At 38.8% G+C, this 24,516-nt stretch carries 26 protein-coding genes; 10 read left to right on the top strand and 16 right to left on the bottom strand.

Annotated features, from left to right (window positions below):
- Window positions 1-3: 3 nt before the first annotated feature.
- A complete protein-coding gene (locus tag ACNI3T_RS03830) occupies window positions 4-210 on the bottom strand; it encodes a membrane or secreted protein (RefSeq protein ID WP_141876946.1) in 207 nt (68 codons plus the stop codon).
- 165 nt (window positions 211-375) lie between these two features.
- On the opposite strand from ACNI3T_RS03830, the gene ACNI3T_RS03825 reads away from it, so the two are divergent.
- Window positions 376-996, top strand: coding sequence for a fasciclin domain-containing protein (locus ACNI3T_RS03825; protein WP_418226694.1), 621 nt, complete (start codon window positions 376-378; stop codon window positions 994-996).
- A 48-nt stretch (window positions 997-1,044) separates the two neighbouring features.
- Here ACNI3T_RS03825 and murB read toward each other — a convergent pair whose 3' ends face one another.
- The 3 genes from murB to ACNI3T_RS03810 all read right to left on the bottom strand — a co-directional run bounded on the left by murB (window position 1,045) and on the right by ACNI3T_RS03810 (window position 3,793).
- Entirely contained in the window at window positions 1,045-2,061 is a 1,017-nt protein-coding gene (murB, locus tag ACNI3T_RS03820; RefSeq protein ID WP_418226693.1) for a UDP-N-acetylmuramate dehydrogenase, read from the bottom strand.
- The gene (locus ACNI3T_RS03815; protein ID WP_418226692.1) at window positions 2,061-3,257 is read right to left on the bottom strand and encodes a pyridoxal phosphate-dependent aminotransferase; all 1,197 of its coding nucleotides are present in this window, start codon (window positions 3,255-3,257) and stop codon (window positions 2,061-2,063) included. Before ACNI3T_RS03815 ends, murB begins: the two co-directional genes overlap by 1 nt.
- A 143-nt stretch (window positions 3,258-3,400) precedes the next feature.
- Window positions 3,401-3,793: a DUF1573 domain-containing protein gene (locus tag ACNI3T_RS03810; protein ID WP_418226691.1), complete on the bottom strand. Its 393-nt coding sequence runs from the start codon at window positions 3,791-3,793 to the stop codon at window positions 3,401-3,403.
- Window positions 3,794-3,927: 134 nt separating this feature from the next.
- Here ACNI3T_RS03810 and ACNI3T_RS03805 point away from each other — a divergent pair, with 134 nt between their 5' ends.
- Window positions 3,928-6,558, top strand: a complete 2,631-nt coding sequence (locus ACNI3T_RS03805) for a valine--tRNA ligase (protein WP_418226690.1) — start codon at window positions 3,928-3,930, stop codon at window positions 6,556-6,558.
- A 60-nt stretch (window positions 6,559-6,618) separates the two neighbouring features.
- Here the strand turns inward: ACNI3T_RS03805 and ACNI3T_RS03800 are convergent, their stop codons facing one another.
- From ACNI3T_RS03800 to rsfS, 6 genes are all read right to left on the bottom strand, one after another.
- Window positions 6,619-6,873: an acyl-CoA-binding protein gene (locus ACNI3T_RS03800; protein WP_260443369.1), complete on the bottom strand. Its 255-nt coding sequence runs from the start codon at window positions 6,871-6,873 to the stop codon at window positions 6,619-6,621.
- A gap of 22 nt (window positions 6,874-6,895) precedes the next feature.
- Window positions 6,896-7,552, bottom strand: a complete 657-nt coding sequence (locus ACNI3T_RS03795) for a phosphatidylserine decarboxylase family protein (RefSeq protein ID WP_322302042.1) — start codon at window positions 7,550-7,552, stop codon at window positions 6,896-6,898.
- Entirely contained in the window at window positions 7,542-8,378 is an 837-nt protein-coding gene (locus ACNI3T_RS03790; RefSeq protein ID WP_141876954.1) for a phosphatidate cytidylyltransferase, read from the bottom strand. Before ACNI3T_RS03790 ends, ACNI3T_RS03795 begins: the two co-directional genes overlap by 11 nt.
- A gap of 3 nt (window positions 8,379-8,381) precedes the next feature.
- On the bottom strand, window positions 8,382-8,993 hold the full coding sequence (locus tag ACNI3T_RS03785; RefSeq protein WP_141876955.1) for an LUD domain-containing protein: 612 nt from the start codon (window positions 8,991-8,993) through the stop codon (window positions 8,382-8,384).
- Window positions 8,994-9,087: 94 nt separating this feature from the next.
- On the bottom strand, window positions 9,088-11,145 hold the full coding sequence (gene ftsH, locus ACNI3T_RS03780; protein WP_322302043.1) for an ATP-dependent zinc metalloprotease FtsH: 2,058 nt from the start codon (window positions 11,143-11,145) through the stop codon (window positions 9,088-9,090).
- Window positions 11,146-11,167: 22 nt separating this feature from the next.
- The gene (rsfS, locus tag ACNI3T_RS03775; RefSeq protein WP_141876957.1) at window positions 11,168-11,539 is read right to left on the bottom strand and encodes a ribosome silencing factor; all 372 of its coding nucleotides are present in this window, start codon (window positions 11,537-11,539) and stop codon (window positions 11,168-11,170) included.
- A gap of 92 nt (window positions 11,540-11,631) precedes the next feature.
- On the opposite strand from rsfS, the gene ACNI3T_RS03770 reads away from it, so the two are divergent.
- Window positions 11,632-12,360 carry a biotin--[acetyl-CoA-carboxylase] ligase gene (locus ACNI3T_RS03770; RefSeq protein ID WP_418226689.1) on the top strand — a complete coding sequence of 243 codons (729 nt, stop codon included), beginning with the start codon at window positions 11,632-11,634 and terminating at the stop codon, window positions 12,358-12,360.
- Between the two features lie 33 nt (window positions 12,361-12,393).
- On the opposite strand, the gene ACNI3T_RS03765 is transcribed toward ACNI3T_RS03770, so the two are convergent.
- Both ACNI3T_RS03765 and pyrE read right to left on the bottom strand, forming a co-directional pair.
- Entirely contained in the window at window positions 12,394-12,786 is a 393-nt protein-coding gene (locus ACNI3T_RS03765; protein ID WP_322302045.1) for an SRPBCC family protein, read from the bottom strand.
- Window position 12,787: 1 nt separating this feature from the next.
- Window positions 12,788-13,429, bottom strand: a complete 642-nt coding sequence (pyrE, locus tag ACNI3T_RS03760) for an orotate phosphoribosyltransferase (RefSeq protein WP_418226688.1) — start codon at window positions 13,427-13,429, stop codon at window positions 12,788-12,790.
- 8 nt (window positions 13,430-13,437) lie between these two features.
- Between pyrE and ACNI3T_RS03755 the strand changes: the two genes are divergently transcribed.
- Window positions 13,438-14,061, top strand: coding sequence for an NUDIX hydrolase (locus ACNI3T_RS03755; protein WP_418226687.1), 624 nt, complete (start codon window positions 13,438-13,440; stop codon window positions 14,059-14,061).
- On the opposite strand, the gene ACNI3T_RS03750 is transcribed toward ACNI3T_RS03755, so the two are convergent.
- Window positions 14,029-15,780 carry a M14 family metallopeptidase gene (locus ACNI3T_RS03750; RefSeq protein ID WP_418226686.1) on the bottom strand — a complete coding sequence of 584 codons (1,752 nt, stop codon included), beginning with the start codon at window positions 15,778-15,780 and terminating at the stop codon, window positions 14,029-14,031. The genes ACNI3T_RS03755 and ACNI3T_RS03750 overlap by 33 nt on opposite strands.
- 164 nt (window positions 15,781-15,944) lie before the next feature.
- On the opposite strand from ACNI3T_RS03750, the gene ACNI3T_RS03745 reads away from it, so the two are divergent.
- Entirely contained in the window at window positions 15,945-17,237 is a 1,293-nt protein-coding gene (locus ACNI3T_RS03745) for a PQQ-dependent sugar dehydrogenase (protein WP_418226685.1), read from the top strand.
- A gap of 9 nt (window positions 17,238-17,246) precedes the next feature.
- Entirely contained in the window at window positions 17,247-19,538 is a 2,292-nt protein-coding gene (locus ACNI3T_RS03740; protein ID WP_418226684.1) for a TonB-dependent receptor domain-containing protein, read from the top strand.
- Here the strand turns inward: ACNI3T_RS03740 and coaD are convergent.
- Both coaD and ACNI3T_RS03730 read right to left on the bottom strand, forming a co-directional pair.
- Complete coding sequence (gene coaD / locus ACNI3T_RS03735; protein WP_418226683.1) at window positions 19,535-19,996, bottom strand: pantetheine-phosphate adenylyltransferase; 462 nt, start codon at window positions 19,994-19,996, stop codon at window positions 19,535-19,537. The two genes, ACNI3T_RS03740 and coaD, sit on opposite strands and share 4 nt — an antisense overlap.
- A gap of 17 nt (window positions 19,997-20,013) precedes the next feature.
- A complete protein-coding gene (locus ACNI3T_RS03730) occupies window positions 20,014-20,991 on the bottom strand; it encodes a D-alanine--D-alanine ligase (protein WP_418226682.1) in 978 nt (325 codons plus the stop codon).
- Between the two features lie 101 nt (window positions 20,992-21,092).
- Between ACNI3T_RS03730 and ACNI3T_RS03725 the strand changes: the two genes are divergently transcribed.
- The 4 genes from ACNI3T_RS03725 to ACNI3T_RS03710 all read left to right on the top strand — a co-directional run bounded on the left by ACNI3T_RS03725 (window position 21,093) and on the right by ACNI3T_RS03710 (window position 24,287).
- Entirely contained in the window at window positions 21,093-21,716 is a 624-nt protein-coding gene (locus ACNI3T_RS03725) for a PASTA domain-containing protein (protein WP_295178882.1), read from the top strand.
- Window positions 21,706-22,764, top strand: coding sequence for an RluA family pseudouridine synthase (locus ACNI3T_RS03720; RefSeq protein ID WP_418226681.1), 1,059 nt, complete (start codon window positions 21,706-21,708; stop codon window positions 22,762-22,764). The genes ACNI3T_RS03725 and ACNI3T_RS03720 overlap by 11 nt, the downstream gene beginning before the upstream one ends.
- 91 nt (window positions 22,765-22,855) lie before the next feature.
- Window positions 22,856-23,617 carry a peroxide stress protein YaaA gene (gene yaaA / locus ACNI3T_RS03715; protein WP_418226680.1) on the top strand — a complete coding sequence of 254 codons (762 nt, stop codon included), beginning with the start codon at window positions 22,856-22,858 and terminating at the stop codon, window positions 23,615-23,617.
- Window positions 23,618-23,621: 4 nt separating this feature from the next.
- The gene (locus ACNI3T_RS03710; protein ID WP_418226853.1) at window positions 23,622-24,287 is read left to right on the top strand and encodes a uracil-DNA glycosylase family protein; all 666 of its coding nucleotides are present in this window, start codon (window positions 23,622-23,624) and stop codon (window positions 24,285-24,287) included.
- Between the two features lies 1 nt (window position 24,288).
- Here the strand turns inward: ACNI3T_RS03710 and ACNI3T_RS03705 are convergent, their stop codons facing one another.
- Window positions 24,289-24,423 (bottom strand): 30S ribosomal protein THX, encoded by a 135-nt coding sequence (locus ACNI3T_RS03705; RefSeq protein WP_141876970.1) that lies wholly within the window; start codon window positions 24,421-24,423, stop codon window positions 24,289-24,291.
- Between the last annotated feature and the right edge of the window lie 93 nt (window positions 24,424-24,516).

The following is a 24,516-nucleotide window of genomic DNA, read 5'->3' as shown; positions in this document are numbered from 1 at the left end:
AATCTAAGTAGTCTTGGCGGTATCTGAACAATTTTCCATTTCATCTGGCAACTTTCCGCAGAAACTACATGGTTCACCAGATTTATTAAGGTATGGATTCTGGCTCGCGCATGTACCAGCGAACTTTCCATCTTTCTTACCCCATATTTTAATTGCGATTCCTGCAAATGCAAGACCTAGCAGGACTAAACTGATTATAAATAGTTTCATAGACTTTGAATTCTGTTGCAAAAATAATAATAAAAACAGGCAACTGAAAATTGGTCGTATCATTAGTATATCGTTTACACTATTTAACTAAACTTTAATCGAATAAGTAGCGCTATCAGTTAATTCAGAGATATCTTGCAGCGTTAACCACGAAAAAACTACAATATGAAATTTAAAATGTTATTTACAACTCTTGCACTTACAGCAGTCGTTTTCACATCATGTGAAGATGGTAACAAAAAAGAGCAGGAAGAAAAAGAGAAAATGGAGCAAATGGAAGCCGAAGAAAGAGAGGCTGAAATGCAAGCTGAAAAAGAAAAGCAGGAAATGCAATCCAACAGCATTGCAGCTAAAGCTATGGCTACCGATACTTTAAGTACATTAGTATCTGCTCTACAAGCTGCTGAATTAGCAGAAATGATGAAAACAGAAGAAGGTCCTTTTACTGTATTTGCACCTAACAATGCCGCATTCTCTAAAGTAGATCAGGCTACATTGGAAAGCCTAATGATGGAAGAGAATAAAGATAAACTAGCTGGTGTCTTAAAATACCATGTAGTGGAAGGTGAAGTTATGGCTGCAGATCTTGTTAAAATGATCCAGGATAATGATGGAACTTATGCAGTTTCTACCGTTGGTGGAGGAGAGCTTACAGCATCTTTAGAAGGTGAAAATGTAATCCTTACTGATGAGAATGGAAATAAAGCAACTGTAGTACAGGCTGATGTTGATGCTTCTAATGGAGTTGTGCACATCATTGATGCAGTAGTGATGAAGAAAGCATAATTCGACAACGAAAAAAAAAAAAAAGGGAGCGCATTTGCGCTCCTTTTTTTATTCTATAATATTGACTTCAGCTTCAAGAGGAACTCCAAACTTCTGAGAAACCTTATCCTGAATCATTTTAGCCAGCATTAAAATTTCCTCTCCTGTAGCTTCACCATAATTAACCAACACCAGTGCCTGATTCTTATGAACCCCGGCATCTCCATTACGGTAACCTTTCAGCCCAGATTGATCAATTAACCAGCCTGCGGGGATCTTTATTTCATCTTCAGATACATGATAAGAAGGAATTTCAGGATGATCCCGCTGTAATTCTTCAAATTGATCCTTGGTGATCACAGGATTCTTAAAGAAACTACCACTATTTCCAATTTCCTTAGGATCAGGTAATTTTGATCTTCGAATAGCGATAACTGCATTCGAAATATCCTTGATTCCAGGGTTTTTTATTCCAGAGTTCTCCAGTTCATTGCGAATTGCCCCGTAATCCAGATTTAACTGATGATTTTTTTTAGTTAGCCTGAAACGCACAGAGGTAATAATATAAAGACCTTTCAATTCATTCTTGAAAACTGAATTACGATATCCGAAATTGCATTCTTTGCGAGTGAACTCTCTCTCTTCGATGGTTTGAATATTCATCGCATGACAACTTATAAAACAGTCTTTAAGTTCAACTCCATAAGCGCCAATGTTCTGGATGGGAGAGGTTCCTACGTTGCCAGGAATAAGCGATAGATTCTCTAATCCGCCGTAACCTTTTTCTATAGTATGAAGTACTAGTTCATGCCAGTTTTCTCCGGCAGCAACCTCCAGAATTACTTCATTTTCATTTTCTGAAACTACTTCTATACCCTTCAGGGCAATATGAACTACCGTTTTATGAATATCCTGAGTAAGGAGCATGTTGCTGCCACCGCCAAGAATAAACAATTCAGAAGAATAACTTTTTTTAAGAAGACGTCTTAGATCGTCGATCCTTGAAACCGATACAAATTTATCTGCTCGAACATCGATGCCGAAACTGTTGTAATCCTTTAGTGAAAAGTTACGAATAACCTGCATTAAGCTTTGTTGTTATACTGCTTTAATGCTTTCTCAAGAATCACAAGTGCACGTTCAAGATTTTCTTTTTTCAATACATATGCGATTCTAACCTGGTTTAGTCCGGTATTCGGAGTGGAGTAAAATCCTGCTGCTGGTGCAACCATGATGGTTTCATTGTGATCTTCAAAATCTTCCAGTAACCATTTTGCAAAATCATCTGCATTAGCGATAGGTAGTTCAGCGATACAATAGAAAGCGCCTTTTGGGTTTGCCACCTTAACACCTTCAATTTTTTCTAACCCTTTTACAAGAAGATCTCTTCTAAAAGTATATTGCTCGATCACCTCGTCAAAATAGCTCTGTGGTGTGTCAAGGGCAGCTTCACTTGCAATCTGAGCGAAAGTAGGTGGGCTTAGTCTTGCCTGCGCAAATTTCATGGCGGTTGCAATCACTTCGGTGTTTTTGGATACCAGGCAACCAATTCGTGCTCCACACATACTATATCTTTTCGAAACTGAATCTACCATGATTGCATGGTTCGCCAGCTCAGGAATGCTCATAATAGAATGGTGTTTCACACCATCATAAGCGAATTCGCGATAAACCTCGTCTGAAACAATAAACAGGTCATGTTTTAGTGCAAGATCGGCAAGTTGTTGAATTTCTTCTTTTGTATACAGGTATCCTGTTGGATTACCAGGATTGCAAATAAGTATAGCTTTAGTTTTCTCAGTGATGAGTTTTTCAAATTCTGAAATAGGAGGTAATGCAAAGCCATCTTCGATCTTAGATTGAATTGGTTTAATTGTTACTCCGGAAGCAGTTGCAAAGCCATTGTAGTTCGCGTAAAATGGTTCTGGAATGATCACTTCATCCCCCTGATCTGTGATGCTTCCCATTGTAAAAAGAAGCGCTTCAGATCCTCCGGTGGTAATGATAATATCCTGCTTTTCAACCGGAAGAGAGGTGTTATTATAATAAGAAGCTAGCTTCTCACGATAACTTTCAAACCCTGCAGAATGACTGTAAGACAGTACTTCAATGTCATGATTTTTTACAGCATTAAGGACTATCTCAGGAGTCTTTATATCAGGCTGACCAATATTTAACTGGTATATAATCTTACCCTTTGCAGCAGCCGCTTCAGCATAAGGGACTAATTTTCTTATAGGTGATTCAGGCATTTGCTGCCCTTTACTTGAAATCTTTGGCATGATAGTTCTTTTATAGGTTTGCAAAATTGCAAAAATAAAGCCTGAATCAAGAATAAACAATCCTGAATTGTTCTGCCTAAGCAGTTAAATTTCAGCAAAAAAAAAGCCTCCATCACGGAGGCTTAGGTACTTAATTACAGAAGCTACGATTGGCTTTCTGTGTCATCTATTATCTGACCCTTGATTTTCAATGCTTTTATAGGTTCTTCAGCATTAGAATAAACTGTAACAGTTTTCCTGATATGTCCAACTCTTTTGGTGTCATACTTCACTTCTATTTCACCCATTTCACCAGGCATAACAGCTTTCTCTGGTTTTTTAGGAATCGTACAGCCACAGCTCGATTTCACATCCTCAACAATAAGTGGTTCATCTCCAACATTTTTAAATTTGAAGACACGCACTCCGTCGCTACCTTTTTTTATAATACCATAGTCGATCGTTTCAGACTCAAACTCGAACTTAGCCGAGTTTTGCGCCTGGGTAGTAGCAAATCCTGCCAGTACGAAAACTACGATTGCAATCAATTTTCTCATAATTCAGTTATTTAATCGGATTAGTAAATATAAGCTGAAATGCCTTAACTCTCAAAATTTTAATCATTTCAGCAGCTTTCATAATCCTTCATTAATAATTACTTTTGCCATTATTTCAAAAACCAGACCAAGAAATGGCAATTGCTTCACAATACAATGCGAAAAAAGTAGAGGATAAGTGGTATGACTACTGGATGAAGAACAACTACTTTCACTCTGAAGTAGATGAGCGCGAACCTTATACGATAGTGATCCCGCCACCCAATGTAACGGGAGTTCTTCATATGGGACACATGCTGAATAATACCATTCAGGACGTGCTGGTTCGTAGAGCAAGATTGAAGGGCTATAATGCCTGTTGGGTGCCGGGAACAGATCATGCGTCCATCGCTACAGAAGCTAAGGTTGTAGCTAAATTAAAGGAGGAAGGTATTGATAAGAATGACTTAAGCCGTGATGAATTTCTACAACATGCCTGGGACTGGACTCATAAGCATGGTGGGATCATTCTACAGCAATTAAAACATCTTGGTGCCTCCTGTGACTGGGAGCGTACAAAGTTTACGATGGACGATAACATGTCTGCTTCAGTCATTAAAGTTTTTGTAGATCTTTACGAAAAAGGTCTTATCTACCGTGGTTACCGTATGGTGAACTGGGATCCTCAGGCAAAAACAACACTTTCAGACGAAGAAGTGAATTATGAAGAGCGTAATGGAAAGCTTTTCTATCTAAAATATAAAGTAGAAGGTAGCGATGATTATCTTACCATTGCTACGACAAGACCGGAAACCATCCTTGGAGATACCGCAATTTGTATTAATCCGAATGATGAGCGTTTTGCACATCTTCGAGGTAAAAAAGCGATCGTGCCAATTTGCAATCGAAGCATTCCAATTATCGAGGATGAATATGTGGACATGGAGTTTGGAACCGGATGTTTAAAAGTTACTCCAGCGCATGATGAGAATGATAAGAACCTAGGAGAGAAGCATAATCTTGATGTTATTGATATCCTGAACGATGATGCGACCCTGAACAATTATGGTTTACATTACGAAGGTAAAGATCGTTTCGTAGTTCGTGCAGAGATTGTAGAGGAACTGGAACTTTCTGGTAATCTTTCAAAAGTGGAAGATCACGTGAATAAAGTGGGAACCAGTGAAAGAACAGGTGCCGTGATCGAACCGAAACTTAGCGATCAATGGTTTCTGAAAATGAAAGAGATGGCAGAGCCTGCTATCAAAGCTGTAGTAGGTGACGATATTAACCTGGTGCCAGAAAAGTTTTTGAACACTTATAAGCACTGGATGGAAAATGTTCGGGACTGGAATATCTCCCGTCAGTTGTGGTGGGGACAGCAAATTCCAGCTTATTTCTACGGAACTGGAAAGGAGGATTTTGTAGTAGCTGAAACTGCTGAACTGGCACTGGAAAAAGCCAGGAAAGTTACTCAGAATGAATCACTTCAAGCTGAAGATCTTACTCAGGATAAAGATGCATTGGATACATGGTTCTCATCATGGTTATGGCCAATGAGCGTTTTTAACGGAATCTTGGAGCCGGAAAACAAAGAAATACAATATTACTATCCTACCAATGACCTGGTAACAGCGCCTGAAATTTTATTTTTCTGGGTGGCACGTATGATCATGGCTGGTTATGAGTACCGTGGAGAAAAACCTTTTAAGAACGTATATCTTACAGGAATAGTTCGGGATAAGCAGCGTCGTAAGATGTCTAAATCTTTAGGTAATTCACCAGATCCACTTGCTTTGATCGAGCAATACGGAGCAGATGGTGTTCGTGTGGGAATGCTATTGAGTTCTCCTGCTGGGAATGACCTTATGTTCGATGAAGATCTATGCAAGCAGGGTAGTGCCTTTACAAATAAAATTTGGAATGCTTTCAGACTAGTGAGAGGCTGGGAGATTTCAGAAGAGATCGAGCAACCGGAAACTGCTAAGAAAGCGATCGAGTGGTATAAAGCGAAATTTCAGCTTAGTCTTAGAGAGATCGAAGACCATTATTCGAAATACAGGATAAGTGACGCGCTTATGTCTACCTATAAATTGATATGGGATGATTACTGTTCCTGGTTCCTGGAAATGGTGAAACCTGGTTACGGAGATCCAATTGATGCGGTTACTTACAATCAGGTCATCGAAATTCTGGAAGACAACTTAAAAATACTTCATCCTTTCATGCCATTCGTTTCTGAAGAAATCTGGCAAACTATTACTGAAAGATCTTCAGAAGAAGCACTGATTATTGCAAAATGGCCGGAACAAACTTCTTTTGATGAAACTATCATCAAGGAGTTCGCTCACGCTTCTGAAGTGATTGCCGGAGTAAGAAAGATTAGAAAGGACAAGAATATTGCCTTTAAGAATCAGATAGAATTGATGGCTATGAATAATGAAAATACCAGCAATAGTTTTGATTCTGTTATATCAAAAATGGGTAATATATCTAGCTATAATTATGTAACGGAAGCTACTGAAGGTGCATTGTCCTTTAGAGTGCGAAGCAACGAGTACTATATCCCTATCGTTGGAGCAATCGATGTAGAAGCTGAAAAGGCTAAGATCCAGGAGGAATTATCTTATACTGAAGGTTTTCTGAAATCTGTAGATAAGAAATTATCTAATAAGCGATTTGTAGACAACGCTCCAGAAAAAGTGGTAGCTATAGAAAAGACCAAAAAGGCAGACGCAGAAGCTAAAATCGAGGCTTTGAAAGCCAGTCTTAAAAATCTAAGCTAGATATATATCAAACTATGTACAAAAAAAGAGGATCATTTGATCCTCTTTTTTTGTTTAACGCTAGTTGATCTTACCTATGTATTCTTCAACCAGTTCTATATATTTTTCTTCTGCTTCCTGTTTGCTAAGTTTTCTCACCTGTACCAGAGCATTAATCTTAAAAGCGCTTCTTAGATCACCCTGATTGCCTGGCGGAATATAAAAGCCATTCCTTTCCGTAGCTCGCTTGTATAGTGCGTAGAAATGCAGCATGACATCTGGAGGAAATTGCTCCTCAGTCTTACTGGCCATTTCATAGGCTTTAAGAAATTTCATATTTTCTTCTGCCATCTTTTGGTTATGATATAACATCAGCAATTACGCTTACGCCGCCTTTTACTTTATCATTAATTCCAACCTTGACATTGGTCCCAATAGGTAAAAATACATCTACGCGGCTACCGAACTTAATAAAGCCACTATCACTTCCCTGAACTACTTCTGTTCCCTCCTCAGCATAATTCACAATACGTTTTGCAAGTGCTCCCGCGATTTGTCTGTATAGAACTTCTCCAACAACTTCATTTTCTACCACCACGGTAGTCCTTTCGTTTTCTTCACTGGATTTAGGATGCCAAGCGACAAGAAATTTACCAGGATGATATTTGCTGAATTTCACTTTTCCTCCAACCGGGTGACGGGTAACATGCACGTTTAATGGCGACATGAAGATTGAAACCTGTAATCGTTTATCCTTAAAGTATTCCTTTTCAAAAACTTCTTCAATTACTACAACTTTACCATCTACAGGCGAGACTACATGTTCATTATTATGAATGGTAGGTCTCTTTGGATTTCTAAAGAACTGAACGATCAATAAAAAGAAAAGTACCGAGGCTACCAGAATCGCGAATTTCAACCAATACAGGTCAATTAAACTATAGGTTACTACGTTGATCGCAATTAGGATCAGCGCAGTAAGTATCATTATTTTGTATCCTTCTTTATGAAACATAATTCAATATATATAAATATGCATAGACGAATGGGCTTGCAAATATAATACTATCCAGTCTGTCAAACAATCCGCCGTGTCCTGGCATCAATTTTCCACTATCCTTTACCCCAGCCTGTCTCTTAAATTTTGACTGGATTAAATCTCCTAATGTTCCGAAAATACTCAATATGATCGCCATTCCTAACCATATGAGTGGTGTATTAAACTTGCTGAAGTCAGAGAGGGTGGTTGGAAATAAAGGGCTGTAATACCAGATTGCATAACTCATCAGGCAGCTAAATACCAGTCCACCCAGAAATCCTTCCACTGTCTTATTCGGACTAATCTTTTCGTAAAGCTTATGTTTTCCGAAGTTTTTACCTACGAGATAAGCGAAAGTATCGTTGGTCCATATTAAAAAGAAAATTCCTATGACCAGCTTCGGAATAAAGACACCTTCTATGGTGGGAATAAGGGTTAGGAAGATCGTAGAGGAAATAAGGTAGAATATGATGATGATGTATTTCTTCTTCTCGAAGACCGGGATTTTTTTGACGATAATAAGATCCTTGACCAAGAAAAGATTCACAAAGATTGTTATGAATAATAACATTACAGTTGCATCCTGGTTAAACTTAAGGAAACTGAACAGGTAGAACAGTACCGCCTGTAAAATGAACAGAGCGTAGCTTTTGAGTCGGAGCAGTTTTTGCATCTCCACAAGGCAGACCAGGCTTAACAGATAAAAGAGAATTATAAATATTAATTCTGAAGAGAGTATCGAAGCAACCAAAATGGCTGTATACAATAGTCCTGATACAGTACGTATAATGGTTTCCTTCATAAATTACAGATCTTCCAGCAGTAGTAAGTATAAGTTCTTCGTACTACTTCCGTAACTCATGAAATCACCTTCTTTCTGAGTTTCGAAATTCTTTATAGTAGTAATATTTGAAGGGATTTGCTGCTTGTTTTTAAATTTGATTCCTCTTAGTCCTTCTCCGATAGTGTCAATTAACTGACTTGTACTCGAAAGGATGATGAAATTAGCAGGAAGGTCGTGAAGTTTTCTTTCCTTGATCTGGTTGGATGATATGAGAATCGAACCATCATTGGCAACAAGAAATTCACAAGTAGAGAGATAGAATTCTGCTTTCGCTGAATGGTTGAATTCAAGATTGAATCCCTTGAACTTTTCTTTCAGGTTATCATCAAAGCAACAGCATTCTGTTTCATACCAGTCGTTTTCAAGAAGTATATTGTCGAAAGCTTCCTGTACTTCAGCTTCATCAATGCAGTATAAGAATTTTCCCCCGTTATTCTTAAAATTGAGCATAAATCGCTCGTCAGTAGGTAGTTTTACCTCTGGCATATATTTCCCGCGGTCTGCTTTCTCAGGCGTGTCCTGATCCTGCTCTGCTCTCGCCTTGGGATTAAGAAACCTTTTGAATAGATTCATGGGGTTGGGTTCTGATTCTTAGACATTTTATCAAAGTTAAAAAATCTGAAATTAACCCTTGTTCAATTTCAGATTTTTTAGCTATAGTTCTACACTACTTATTAACCGAATCCTGATCGAGGTGATCACTCGGTTTGGAAGCTGTATCATTAGAAGATATAGTTTCGTTTGAAACATCATTCCCCTCAGGCAGTGTATTTGTTTCTTTAACCGGTTTTCCAATTGGCTCTTCTCTTTCGTAAGGTCTTTTTCCGAAGATCTTTTCAAGATCATCTTTGAAAATAACTTCTTTATCAAGAAGAATATCAGCTAATTGAGAAAGCTTATCCTTGTGAAGTTCTAAAAGATCAAGCGCACGTTTATATTGCTCTTCAATAAGATTTGAAATTTCCTTATCGATTAATTCTGAAGTTTTCTCACTGTAAGGCTTCGTGAAGTTGTATTCACCCTGTCCTGAACTATCGTAATAGGTAAGGTTTCCAACAGCATCATTTAAACCGTAAATGGTTACCATCGCTCTGGCTTGTTTTGTAACCTTTTCAAGATCACTAAGTGCTCCGGTAGATATCTTATTAAAAATAACTTTCTCTGCGGCACGACCACCAAGAGCAGCACACATTTCATCCAGCATTTGCTCTGGACGAACGATTAAACGTTCTTCCGGTAAATACCATGCAGCTCCAAGAGATTGTCCACGAGGGACGATAGTAACTTTAACCAGTGGGGCAGCATGTTCTAACATCCAGCTCACGGTTGCGTGACCAGCTTCGTGAAATGCAATAGCTTTCTTCTCACTAGGAGTGATAATTTTGTTCTTTTTCTCTAAACCACCTACGATTCTATCTACAGCATCTAAGAAATCCTGCTTCCCTACTGCCTTGTTTCCTTTTCTTGCAGCTATCAAGGCTGCTTCATTACAAACATTCGCAATATCTGCTCCAGAAAATCCTGGGGTTTGCTTGGCTAAAAATTCAGTGTCAAGTTCATCTGCAACTCTTTTTAAAGGAGCTAAATGAACTTCGAATATTTCTTTTCTTTCATTTAGATCTGGAAGGTCTACATAAATCTGTCTGTCAAATCTACCTGCACGCATCAATGCCTTATCAAGAACATCTGCACGGTTAGTTGCAGCAATTACGATAACATTCGTATTCGTTCCAAAACCATCCATTTCAGTTAACAGCTGGTTCAAAGTATTTTCTCTTTCGTCATTAGAGCCGGAGAAATTGCTTTTTCCCCTTGCTCTACCTATAGCATCGATCTCATCTATAAATATGATAGAAGGAGATTTTTCTTTAGCCTGCTTGAATAGATCACGCACTCTGGAAGCACCAACACCTACAAACATTTCTACAAAATCTGAACCAGATAAAGAGAAGAAAGGAACTTTAGCTTCACCGGCAACGGCTTTAGCTAATAAGGTCTTTCCTGTTCCAGGAGGTCCTACTAATAATGCTCCTTTTGGAATCTTGCCTCCTAGTGCAGTATATTTCTCTGGTTGCTTAAGAAAATCTACAATTTCCTGTACTTCTTCCTTGGCACCTTCAAGACCAGCAACATCTTTAAAAGAAGTTTTAACGTCTGTATTCTGATCAAATAATTTTGCTTTTGACTTTCCAATGTTGAAGATCTGTCCACCGGCTCCACCGCCACCTCCAGCGCTCATCTTTCTCATGATAAATATCCAGACACCAATAATCAGGATGAACGGAAGGAGAGTGAGGAATAGATCTCCCAGAATGTCGCTGCTTGTATCGTAAGTAACTACAGTTGCTAGATTATTTTCATTTTTGATCTCATCAATATCGTCTTCAAAATTCTGAAGGTCACCAAATTGAAATGAATATACCGGAGAATCTCCGGTTGAAAAAAGGTCTGGATCGATGTTTTTCTTGTGTACTTCTTTCTCTTTTGCTTCCTGAGTTAAATATACACGTGCTTGATTACGATTGATGATCTCAACTTTCTCTACATCGCCGTTCTTAAGATATTCTTTAAATTGTGCCGGGTTCGTTTTTGCAGGTTCAGAGAAACCACCGTCCCCGAATAAATTGAGACCAAGAAATATAATAATGATCGCAGCATAAATCCAGTAAGCACTGAATTTAGGTTTTCTGGGATCGAGTTTTTTCTTCGCTTTTTGATTCGCCATTATGTCTTGCTAAAAATTAAATTTAATAACTTGTTTGGATAGAAGTGATCTTCGCGTCACCCCAAAGGCTTTCAATATCGTAAAATTCCCGGATATGCTTCTGGAAAACATGTACAACAACGTTGACGTAGTCCATTAGCACCCATTCGGCATTCTCGCTACCTTCGATGTGCCAGGGTTTATCCTTTAATTCTTTACTAACCGTTTTTTGTATGGAATTGACTATGGCGTTAACCTGTGTGTTTGAAGTACCATTACAGATTATAAAGTAGTCGCAAACTGTGTTCTCAATTTCTCTAAGATCAAGGATATCAATGTCATTACCCTTTACTTCCTCAATCCCTTTAATAATATGTGCAATAAGTTGATCGCTGTTTTTTTCCTTTTCTGACATTAATTTGATTTATTTATGCAAATTTATCATTTTTTGCTCTTTTCGAAGAGATTCTTACAGAAGATTTAACGCCTATATCTCTTATAACTAACATGCGTATAATCAAAGTTGATGCCATTGACTCTACGAACAATTTCGTGCGTAAGTTCTATGACAATAAAGGTCGTTTTGAACCGGTGTGCGTAAGTGCAGCTCATCAAACAAACGGTAGGGGACAGAGAGGTGCTAACTGGGATGTCCAAGCCGGTCATAATCTCACTTTTAGTATACTTTACCCACAACGGGAACTCAATATATCGAGATATTTTAATCTCAACATCTGCATATCTCTGGCTATTTTAGGGGTACTTGGATCTAAAAATATACCTCATCTTAAGGTTAAATGGCCTAACGACATTATGTCACAAAGAAAAAAGCTGGGTGGTATTCTTATCGAAAATATCGTCAAGACCGAAGGGATCGTAGCAAGTATCATCGGGATTGGGATTAATGTGAATCAGACCAACTTTGATAATCTGCCTCAGGCTACTTCTCTAAAGAACGTTACCGGTATTCACTGGAATGTTGATGAACTGCTTCATGAGCTCTGTGAAACCCTTGACCTTCACTTGAAGGCATTAAGCAAAATGAGTGAAGAGCAACTTATGTATCAGTATCAGCGGAACTTATTCCGAAAGGATGTTATTTCCACGTTTGAAGCTAATGGATCTAAGTTTAACGGTATTATTAGAGGAGTCACTTCCGAAGGAAAACTGGAGGTAGAAAAGGAAGAAAAGTTATTCCAGACTTATGATCTTAAGGAAATCAAATTACTATATTAAAAAAGCCGGAATTGAATCCGGCTTTTAAAAATTTTAGAGCTTACCAATATTCTCCGTAAGAGAATTGATGAACTTCTGCAGCGGGCCTTTGATCATCATACCCATCATCGCATTAAATTTTCCTACAAAATCCATGTGCACTTCACTGCTATTTTCACCAGCAGAAGAAATATGGGTATTCAAACTAAATGGAAACTTATCTGAAGTTGATCCCAGAACCACTAATTCCGGTTCCTTAGTTTCAGTGATCTTCAGTTTGATCTCTGGCATACCTTTCAGTTGAAAAATAAAGGTATCCTCAGCAGTAACTACGAACTTTTCCTTACTCTTCGGCATGATTTCTTCGTAGTTCTCAACATTGGTCAGGAAATTGAACATTTCCTGCTGACTTTTATTCGCTTGTACTTTTTGACTTTCTAATTTCATATTATGGTTTCCAGTTTGCCGGATCTTTTCTCCAGGTTCTAAGAATCCCGGCTTCCTCAGTGTTTATATAATTAGTGTTATGAGCAGTGTCTATCAAATGATCGTAATCGCTCAACGTGTGTAGTTCTATTTCTGCAGCTTTGAAATTTTCTTCGGAAGCATCAAAACCGTAGGTGAAGATAGCGAACATTCCCTTGACATTAGCACCAGCTTCTTTTAGCGCGTTAACCGCATTCAGACTGCTTTTACCAGTACTGATAAGGTCTTCGATAACAACAACGCTTTGTCCTGGCTCCAGATTTCCCTCGATCTGGTTTTTTCTACCATGGCTTTTTGGTTCAGGCCGTACATAGACAAATGGAAGACTTAGATATTCTGCTACCAGCATTCCAATCCCTATTGCACCGGTCGCAACTCCAGCAATAACATCTGCTTTGCCGTATTTCAATTCAATTTGCTTGGCGAAATGCTCTCTAACATAGTTTCTTATGCTAGGGTAGGAAAGGATAATTCTGTTATCGCAGTAGATTGGCGACTTCCAGCCGCTAGCCCATGTAAAAGGCTCTTGCGGTTCTAATTTTATTGCTTTAATTTGCATTAAAAGCTCAGCGGTCTTTTTTGCTGTTTCCTTATTCAAAATCATAGATACAAATGTATAAAGTTTTTGTGAATGATATCCCCATAATAATTTCTACGAGAAAGGATTTTGGAGGAAACTATAAGAACTATCGATTAAAAACAGTTCGTCTCAAAAAAATAGTCCGGAAGATCCTGGATGGCAGACTCACCCACGTAAATCTTTATAATAAGGATGAAACCAAGTTGTTGGATCTTCTTCTGAAGAAAATGAAGGTAGTTACTGCTGCTGGTGGAATGGTGATCAATTCCAAAGAAGAAATCCTATTTATTTATCGCAATAATCGTTGGGACCTTCCAAAGGGGAAAACAGAAAAAAATGAAAGTATAGAGGACTCCGCGATTCGTGAGGTAGAGGAGGAGACCGGTGTTCAGGGACTTGAGATCAAACGTTTTATCACCAGGACCTTTCATATTTTTAAAAGGAATGGCAAACTTCGCTTAAAGGAAACTTACTGGTACGAAATGTATACTGAATATGAAGGTGAATTAGTTCCGGAAGCTAAAGAAGGAATTAAAAAAGCCAAATGGAAGAATTATGAGAAGACCCAGAAGGCACTCACAAAATCCTATGCGAATATTTTAATGCTTTTTCCTGAACGTTATTTAGCGGGGCAATCTAAAGATAGGATAGCGTAAATGTGCTTCTTCGTAGTTTGAAGATTGCTTATGTAACCAATCCAGCTGCGCATACCAGTTATTTCTGAAATCTGCATCCTCCCTTTTCTTTTGATCGAATTCTTTCTGAAGATTAGCATTATTGTCCAGCAATTCTTTCGCTTTATCTTCGAAAACATAAGGAGAAAAGCCTTCTTTCTGTTGAAGAACGGTATCAAAGAAATTCCAGTTAAAGAAAGAATCTGTAGCAGAAGGTTCCAGAGTTTCCAGAAGGTATCGGGCTCCATCCTGAAAAGTGGTTACGAGGAAATCTCCTTTTCTAAAACGGACTTCTTCCACTGTCTTACTTACTTTCGTATTTTTATGTGGATAATGACCTTCATATGGGTTCTTTGAAGTATCGTAATCTTCGATCTTATAAACTTCCACCTGGATCAATGTATCACGATCTAGCGGTTCCATCTTAATATTATTCATTTTAAGACGGTCCACAACCTGCCACCAACCTTGTGGAATCACGTAAGCTCGAGGGATCTCTACTTCTTCAGTAGCCTTGAAATTATCGTAATACTCTATCTCTTTAGTGAATTCTTTACTATTATCATACTTCAGGCGTTCACCACCTGTGACTTCGCTAGCAATATTTTCAGCTTCATAACCTTTAAAATCTCTTTTGCTTGGGTTTTCCTCGTCAACTTTAAACTTCAGGATATAATGTCTGTCTGTCAAATACTTTCTTTTCGCCTGGTTTCGTAAATCTTTGATCCTTGATGATTCTTTGTCTGTGATCCTGATCATGGACTGCATCAATTCATAGGTTCCGTAAACTCGCTTGTCATATCTTTTCAGCATATGTGTCTCAACCATCATTCCCAGGGTATTCCATAAAGTGGTGTAACCTGTGCTGTATCTGGGAGAATCCATAAACTGAGCAAAACCTGCTTCTGGAACATCGTTGAAAACATTTACATAAGGCGTGATATCCCAATTTTTATTCTTTAAGGAATCTTCCAGAGCGGGCATCATGGTTTCATTTAAATATTTACCAAGATTCCCTCCAAGTTTGTCATGCTGAGTAAAAAGGTGGGTAAGCGTATACTGGTAATCTGCACCATTACTTACGTGATTATCTATAAATACTTCCGGGTCTACGTAGTGAAAAATCTCGTAGAAGGTTTGAGCATTTTTAGTGTCGGCTTTTATAAAATCCCGGTTAAGATCATAGTTACGGGCATTTCCGCGGAAACCGTATTCCTTTGGGCCATTTTGATTGGTTCTTGTGCCGGAGTTACGATTTAGTGCTCCACCAACATTGTAAATAGGAATTGTAGCAACGATCGTATTTTTTGGTGAATTTATGGAATCTCCAGCCATATCTCTGAAGAGCATCATTGTCGCATCAATACCATCACTTTCACCAGGGTGAATTCCATTATTGATAAGAATAAAACTATGCGACTTACGTATTTTGTCCAGGTCAAATTCTCCATCGGCATTATAAATGGCCAGGTGCAAAGGATAGCCGCTATCTGTGCTTCCAAATTCAATAAGGTCTACGGAAGGATATGCTTCAGCGAGTTTTTCGTAATAGCTAATAACTTCCTCGTAAGTGCCAGTTTCCTTACCACCAGATTTTTCGAAACGCGTTTCGAAATCGAAATCCTTAACCAGTTTGTATTTCGAAAAGTCGCAAGAACTAAAGCTGATTGCCAGCCCCAATATCAACCACAATTTTTTCATAAATATTTCTAAAAATGGAAGCGTAAACTTACTCAAAAACTGACACTATTGCTAAAAATGAGAGCATTTCTAGCAGGTTACAGGTCGATGTTAAATTAAAACTAATCCCTTCCCCAGTTTACTGCAGCTATAAAAAACAGGTTAATTTTGTTGAAAACTGAAAGATGAGAAAGAATATAAGAAATCTATGTTTAGCCGGTACCGTCCTATTTTCGGTAAATATGATGGGTCAGGCTATTGAAAATCTGAGTAAGGAGAAAAAGAATGAGTTGGCTCAATCTGGACCAGATATCGTTAAAACTAACGTTGGGGAACTAAAACTACCAGCGCCGTTTTCAACTGAATCTGTAAGTAAGGAGAGCAAGCTAGTAGAGTGGCCAGAAGGAGAGATGCCTAAGGCACCGGCTGGTTTTAAAGTGACAAAATTCGCCGAAGGTCTGGAACATCCAAGACGAACTTATGTCGCTCCAAATCATGATATTTTCGTAGTAGAGTCTGATGACGCCAAGAAAAGTGCGAATAAGATTACGATGTTTCGTGATAAAGATCAGGATGGAGTACCTGATGAAAGATACAGTTTTCTTAAAAACCTGAATCAACCATACGGAATGCTGGTAATGGGAGACTGGTTTTATGTAGCCAATGTAGACGGCGTAGTTCGTTTTCCATATAAGGAGGGACAGAATGCTATTGATCAAAAAGAGGAAGAGGTTTATGCGCTTCCTGCAGGTGGTTACAATCACCACTGGACTAGAAATATGATCGCCAGTCCTGATAATAAGAAAATATACATCACTGTAGGTAGTTCCAGTAATGTGGGTGAACACGGGATGGAGAAAGAAGAACGCAGAGCGAATATAATCGAGATCAATCCTGATGGTAGTGGTGAAAGAATTTATGCTTCCGGATTAAGAAATCCAGTAGGTGTGGATTGGAATCCAATTACTGGCGAACTTTGGGCAGCCGTGAATGAAAGAGATAAGATTGGTGATAATTTGGTTCCAGATTATGTGACCAGTGTAAAAGATGGTGGTTGGTATGGATGGCCATATTCTTATTATGGTGATATCAAAGATCCAAGATGGGCCAATGATCCACATAATGAGCTGGTAGAAAAGGCTATTATTCCAGATGTGCCAGTGGGTGCTCATACAGCATCACTTGGATTGACTTTTTATACTCAAGAAGCATTTCCAGAGAAGTATCATAATGGAGCATTTGTAGGTCAGCATGGATCATGGAACAGATCGAATTTTGCAGGATATAAAGTAGTATTTATTCCATTCGATGAGAACGGAAACCCGCAGGAACCGGAGGATTTCCTTACTGGTTTTATTGCCAGCAACGATTCAAGCCAGGTTTATGGTAGACCAGTTGGTGTAACAACGCTTCCTGATGGATCTTTACTTGTGAATGATGACGACGGGAATACAATTTGGAGAGTCTCCGCAGAATAATTAGAAAATTTGAAGAAACTACATTTAGTCCTTGCTTTCTTGCTATTCAGTTCTGCTATAGTAAGTTCACAGAATTTTAGAGCGAAAGTAAAGGACTCCGAATCTGGAGAAATTCTGAATGATGTTACGGTGACTGCTGTAAGATCAGGAAAAATCCAGGTAACAGATAGGAATGGAAATTTCAGTTTTGACGGAATCAGTTTTCCGTTGAAGCTGAAATTTTCATTTATAGGCTATAAGACCACTACTGAAATTTTTGATGCTTCAGAAGAAGGAAAAATTATTGAACTACAGCGAGATATAGATGTTCTGTCTGAAGTTGTTTTACGTAGTTCCAATATTCCGCAGAAATTACTGAAGGAATCAGCGGCGGTGAGTTTGCTTTCAGCAGAAGTCCTTAAACGAGCAGATGATTTCAACCTGGTGCAAAATCTCAATTATGTACCCGGCGTTTTCGTAAGTCAGGGTGCGCTGAATACCAATAAGATCGATATTAGAGGAATTGGCGCTCGTGCTCAATACAGTACGAACCGTATCAAAGCTTATATCAATGGAATTCCTCTCACCACTGCTGAAGGTGAACTAACGCTGGACGATTTTGACAATTCGTACCTTGACCGGATTGAGATTTATAAAGGACCGGTTTCTTCCATATTTGGGGCCGGATTAGGAGGTGCCATCAATCTTTATACTCAACGAAACAGGCAGTATCAGCGCTCTGTAAAGACGAGTTTTAGCTACGGAAGTTTTAATACTATGAAAACGGGGGTAAATGTGAACTACGTAGAAGATAGTCTTGACATTGCGATCAATTATAATAAACTGGATAGCGATGGGTATCGTGATAACGGCGCTTACGATCGAAATTCATTTGTAGTGACAGCTGGTTTGCTAAATAAAAAAGGAAATCGCTGGGATCTTTTCTACAATTATACCAATCTAAAAGCCTTTATTCCCAGTTCTCTGAATCAGGATGATTTCCTGAACTCACCCACAAAGGCTGCTTTCACATGGGAAAGTGCTGAAGGTTATGAATCTTATGATAAAAATATCCTTGGTTTAGCCTATACCCACAATTTTTCTGAAAGCTGGAAGAATCAAACCACGGTTTTTCTGAATTCCCGGGATGGATATGAACCACGACCGTTTGATATTCTTGATGAAAACAGGAATTCTATTGGTCTGCGAACCAATTTCAATCACGAAACTTCTATCGCCAGTATGCCTGCGAAAATCAGTTTTGGAGCTGAAGGGATGCTGGAGTTCTACGAAGTTCAAACCTACCAGAACCTATATCAGGATTTTGAGAATCAAGGCAGCGTTCAGGGGAATAGTCTAAGCAATAATGAACAGGATCGAAATTATATCAATTTCTTCGGACAGGTTCAGCTGGAATTAACATCAAAATTGACTGCCGATCTTGGATTGAATTTTAATACTACTTCCTACGATTTACAGGATAATTTTAATCAGGATTCAGAAGATCAGTCCGGAGAGTATAGTTTTGATGCAGTGCTTTCTCCTAGATTGGGGTTAAGCTATGAAGCTTTTGCCGGGAAGCACTTTTATGCATCAGCAAGTCATGGATTTTCCACTCCTACGGTAGCGCAAACCTTGACTCCGGAAGGAAATATTAACACAGATCTTCAAACAGAAACTGGCTGGAACTACGAATTAGGCTTTAAGGGTAACTGGCTTGAAAATAGGTTATATACTGAAGTGAACGCTTATTCTATACAGATTCGGGATCTTCTGGTAGTCAGACGAATTGACCGGGATCGCTATGTGGGAGTCAATGCAGGAAAGTCTGATCACTATGGGCTGGAATTTACTTCAGTTTACCAACAACCAATTTCGAATGTTGTCTCGTTGAACTTTAGGCTAAATGCGAATATTACCAATTATACCTTTGATAAATTCGTGGATCTGGGAGAAAATTATTCTGGAAATGAATTACCAGGTGTTCCGGAATATATGGTGACACCAACCATTGGATTCGATTATAAGGACTTTTCAGCCAATGTAAATTACCAGATGTTTGGAGAAATGGCGTTGGATGATTCAAATTCCGGATTTACTGAAGCTTACGAATTGCTGAATTTCAGAATGAATTACAATACGAAATTAACCAGTTATTTGCAGGCAGGTACGAGCTTTGGAATCAATAATATTACAGATGAGCTCTATGCTTCAAGTATTGTAACCAACGCGGTAGGTTTTGGAGGTTCTGCCCCACGTTATTATTACCCCGGAATGCCAAGAAATTATTACGCTGGTCTAAATTTAAAACTAAGCCTTTAAGAAGACCGGGTCTTTACGACTTCAGGAACCATAAATTCATAACTTCCACCGTGACGCATCACATCTCTTACGACGGTGGAAGAAATATGAGCGAGACCAGAACTGGATATTAAAAATATGGTCTCAATACCCGCCATTTTGTAATTCGTTTGACCAATCGCTTTTTCAAATTCGAGATCCTGGGCATTACGCAAACCTCTCAAAATAAATTTTGAATCTTTGGTTTTGCAGTAGTCTACGGTAAGTCCGCTGTAAGTTTCTACCAGAATCTTTGCTTCGTCCTTATAAGTTTCTGTTAGAAAATGCAATCTTTCTTCCAGGCTGAACATATATTTTTTACTGGAATTAGTGCCTATTGCCAGAATGATCTTGTCAAAAAGAGGCAGAGCTCTATCGATAATATCTGTATGACCTAAGGTTAGCGGGTCAAAACTACCTGGGAAAACTGCTATTTTCATAATTCGCGATTTAATTCCTATTGATTCAATGCTGCTTCCACGGCACTGCCAAATAGGTCTTTTAGTGTGATTCCTGCTTTTTCGGCTTGTTGAGGTAAAATACTTGCCTGGCTAATTCCAGGATTAGTATTCATTTCTATAAAATGTGGTTCTCCATCATGAAAGATAAATTCTGATCTTGAAAAACCTTTCATCTTCAGTTTACGATAGATCATTTTGGCAATTTCCTGTACTTTCAAAGTATCTTCTTCGGAAATTCTAGCTGGTGTAATTTCCTGGGATTTCCCGAGGTATTTGGCCTCATAATCGAAAAACTCCCCATCTGGAACGATTTCAGTAACCGGCAAAGCGACAATTTCGCCTTTGTACATGATCACGCCAACAGAGACTTCAGTTCCATCCAGAAATGATTCAATGATCGCTTCATCATCTTCAGTAAAAGCAGTTTTCGCCGCGGAAACTATTTCTTCTTCGGTCTTAACTTTAGTTACCCCAAAACTACTTCCTGCACGATTAGCCTTCACAAAACATGGTAGACCAACGCGATCTACGATAGCCTTTGTGTCGATATCCTCGCCTTTATTCAGAAAATAGTTTGTGGCAGTTTTGACTCCGTAAGGTCTTAAAACCGAAATAAGATCCCGTTTATTGAAGGTCAGTGCCGACTGGTAGTAGTCACAACTGGTTTGAGGTACTCCAATAAGCTCTAAATATGCCTGAAGTAGTCCGTTTTCTCCCGGTGTACCATGAATCGTATTAAAAACGCAATCAAAGCTAATAACCTTGTCATCGATGGTAACCGTAAAGTTGCTTTTATTGATAGGATAAGGGGTGTCATCTTCTGTTACCACGAACCATTCGCTTTGCAGAATATGAACACGGTATGGCTCGTAAAGGTCACGATCAAGATTTTTATAAACGATGTTACCACTGTTTATCGAAATGCGGTATTCACTGGAATAACCGCCCATAGCGATGGCGATAGTTTTCTTCATATTCAATATTTCCGGTTTGAAGGCGTTAAACAAAAATATCACTTAATAGGGCAGTCACCAAAACCAAAGGGTTTTATATCTTTGTCCATTATCATGAAGCTATGGGATTTTTTCGATTTATTTTCAGCAAGACCTTTTTAATTCAATTGGTGCTTGCCGGTATTGTATTGGTTGTACTTGCTTTTCTGGCTATGCAATGGCTGGATTACTCCACGAACCAGGATCAGCGAATCGAAGTTCCCGACCTCGCCAAGATGAATCTTGATATTGTGGAGGATCGCCTGGATGAACTTAATCTTGATTTCGAAATCCTCGATTCTGCGAATTTTAATCCGGATTTTCCAAGGTATTCAGTAATAGAACAGGCACCTGCACCGGGTAAATTTGTAAAGGAAGACCGTAAGATCTACTTAACCCTGAATCCTTCCGGATATCGTAAAGTTGAAATTCCAGAGAATTTGATCAGAAAAACCCGCAGACAGGTAGAACCAACCTTAAGATCTTTAGGTTTTGAGATTGGTGATGTAAGCTACAAGCCAGACATTGCTGAAGATGCTGTGCTGGAAATTAGACATAAAGGTAAGCTGGTGGAAGCTGGTGAGAAATTAATGAAAACTTCTGTATTAGACCTTGTACTGGGCGATGGTAGTGGAAGATATAGAGAACTTGAAGACGATAGTCTGGATGTTCAACAGGAAACTGAAAGCGAAGTAGATGAATTCTAATATAGACCAGAACGACGAAATTGAAGATAACGACCAGAATGAAAGTCTTTATGAACATCATAAGTTCGTAGCAGATTCCGGTCAAAAACCACTAAGAGTGGATAAATTCCTGATGAATTTCATCGAGAATGCTACCCGTAATAAAATTCAGAAGTCGGCTAAGAGCGGCAACATCTATGTAAATGGGGAAACCGTAAAGCAAAATTTTAAGGTAAAAGCTGGAGACACCGTGCAGGTGATGTTCGAGCATCCTCCTTACGAATACTTACTGGTGCCTGAAGATATTCCACTTGATATTGAGTATGAAGATGATACGCTGCTGGTAGTTAATAAACCAGCTGGAATGGTAGTGCATCCCGGTCATGGTAACTATAGTGGAACTCTTATAAACGCACTTGTACATCACTTTGATAATTTACCAAATAATAGTAGTGATCGCCCGGGATTGGTTCACAGGATCGATAAGGATACGAGCGGCCTACTGGTGATCGCCAAGACCGAAGAAGCGATGGCTCACCTGTCAAAGCAATTTTTTGACAAGACGAGCGAAAGAGAATATATAGCGATCGTCTGGGGGAATATAGAGGAAGATGAAGGAACAATAGAGGGAAATATTGGAAGAAACCCAAAGAATAGATTGCAGAACTTAGTTTACGAAGGAGACCTTGCAGAAGAAGGAAAACCAGCGGTAACGCATTTTAAAGTGATTGAAAGACTGGGATATGTAACCTTAGTTTCATGTAAACTGGAAACTGGTAGAACCCACCAGATACGGGTTCATATGAAATATATTGGACATACGCTCTTTAACGATGAGCGCTATGGAGGAGATAGGATCCTTAAGGGTACCACGTTTACCAAGTACAAACAGTTTGTAGATAACTGTTTTAAAATACTTCCAAGGCAGGCCTTGCATGCAAAAACCTTAGGCTTTACACATCCAAAAACAGGAAAATGGATGAGCTTTGATACTGAAATACCTGAGGATATTCAAAATTGCGTGGATAAATGGAGATCTTATGCCAAAAGTCAGCCTGAGAATCTTTAGGATAAAAGCTCTCTATTGATCCATCGATAACTAATTTTAATAGGTTTCAGAAATTTTAGTGATTCGGCTTATATTTGGGAAAAACAGGAAAATGAAAATTGTTGTTTCCCCAGCTAAAAGTCTGGATTACGATTCAAAACTACCCAGCGATCGAGGTACACAGCCGCAATTTCTGGAAACCACTGCTAAGCTTAATAGAAAGTTATCTCGCCAGACTAAGTCAGATCTTTCAGAATTAATGAGCATTAGCGATAAACTGGCTGACCTGAATTATACGAGGTACCAGGAATTCGAAGAAGATCATACCAAAAAGAATTCAAGACCGGCGATGTATGCGTTCAATGGGGATGTTTATACAGGTTTGGATGCATATACTATTTCGACAGATAAACTTGATAAACTTCAGGATACCTTAAGAATTCTTTCCGGGATGTATGGGATCTTAAGACCATTAGATTTAATGCAGCCTTACAGGCTGGAAATGGGTACTTCTATTGGAATCGAAAGAAAGGATAATCTTTATGAAGTCTGGAAAGAAAAGATCACGCAATCGCTGAATGATGAGTTGAAGGAGAATGAGTTGTTCCTGAATCTTGCAAGTAATGAATATTTTAAGGTAGTTGATACGAAACAACTAAAAGTTCCGGTTATTTCACCAGTTTTCAAGGATTACAAAAACGGTAAGCTCAAAATCATTAGCTTCTATGCGAAAAAAGCCCGTGGTTCTATGGTAAGATATATCATCGACAAGAATTGTGAAACTCTGGAAGATATCAAAGGATTCGATTACGATGATTATCGATTTAGTGAAGAACATACGGAGAAAGAAGATCAGCCAACCTTTATAAGATAATATTCTGGAGCTTTTTCATCACACACATCCATTTCCGCCATTCATTCCTGAAACCGCCACAAAACTTATTGTTGGTACGCTGCCGCCTCCACGTTTTACGCGTAGGGAATTAAAGCCAGATGATGTCGATTTTTGTTACGGAAGCAGGGATGGCTTATTGTGGCCAGTGCTGGATCGTATATTTCAGCTAGATCTGAAATATGAGAATACTTCAGAAGCGATACAGCAACGACAGGATTTTTTGAAAAGTAGAAAAATTGGGATCTGCGATATAGTGGAAAGTAGCCGGCGCGAAAAGATCGATGCAAGTGATCTGGGAATGCAAAAAGTGGAGCTGCGTGATATGCTTGAAATTCTTCGGAAGTATCCAAAAATCGATACGCTACTTTTCACAGGGGGTAATTCTAAAAACGGACCAGAATATTTCTTTAGAAAATATCTCAAAGAACAGTCGGCAGAGGTGAACTTAAGGATCGTGTCAAATAAATCACCCAGAGTTCATCAGTTTATTCTGGAAGGGCGATCAATCAAGACTGTATCGCTAATTGCACCTTCTGGTGCTGCGAATATTTCCATTGGCAGTTCTGAACTTTACAAAGAATTGAAAAAGAAAAACCCTGAATTCAATACTCTTGATTTCAGGGTTCTTCAGTATAAAGAATTTTTCTAGATTACTGCAATTCTTTTTTATCCTGGTTAGCCAGTGTAGTAGGTTTGATCTTAAATTTGCGACGTTTTGGTCTTAGCTTCCCACTGGTTCCTATCGCGATCTTACCTCTTTTAGTTTTCTTATCACCTCTACCCATTTATTTTTTGTTTTGCTGATCTTTGATGGTCTTTTCATCTATATCCACCTTATTGGTTTCCTCGTTTCGATTTCCGGTTGGATTTGTTGGATT

This window comes from Christiangramia qingdaonensis (assembly GCF_048381525.1).
Classification (GTDB): Bacteria; Bacteroidota; Bacteroidia; order Flavobacteriales; family Flavobacteriaceae; genus Christiangramia.
Note: the sequence above shows the minus strand (reverse complement) of the source record. Positions and strands in the feature narration are given on the sequence as shown.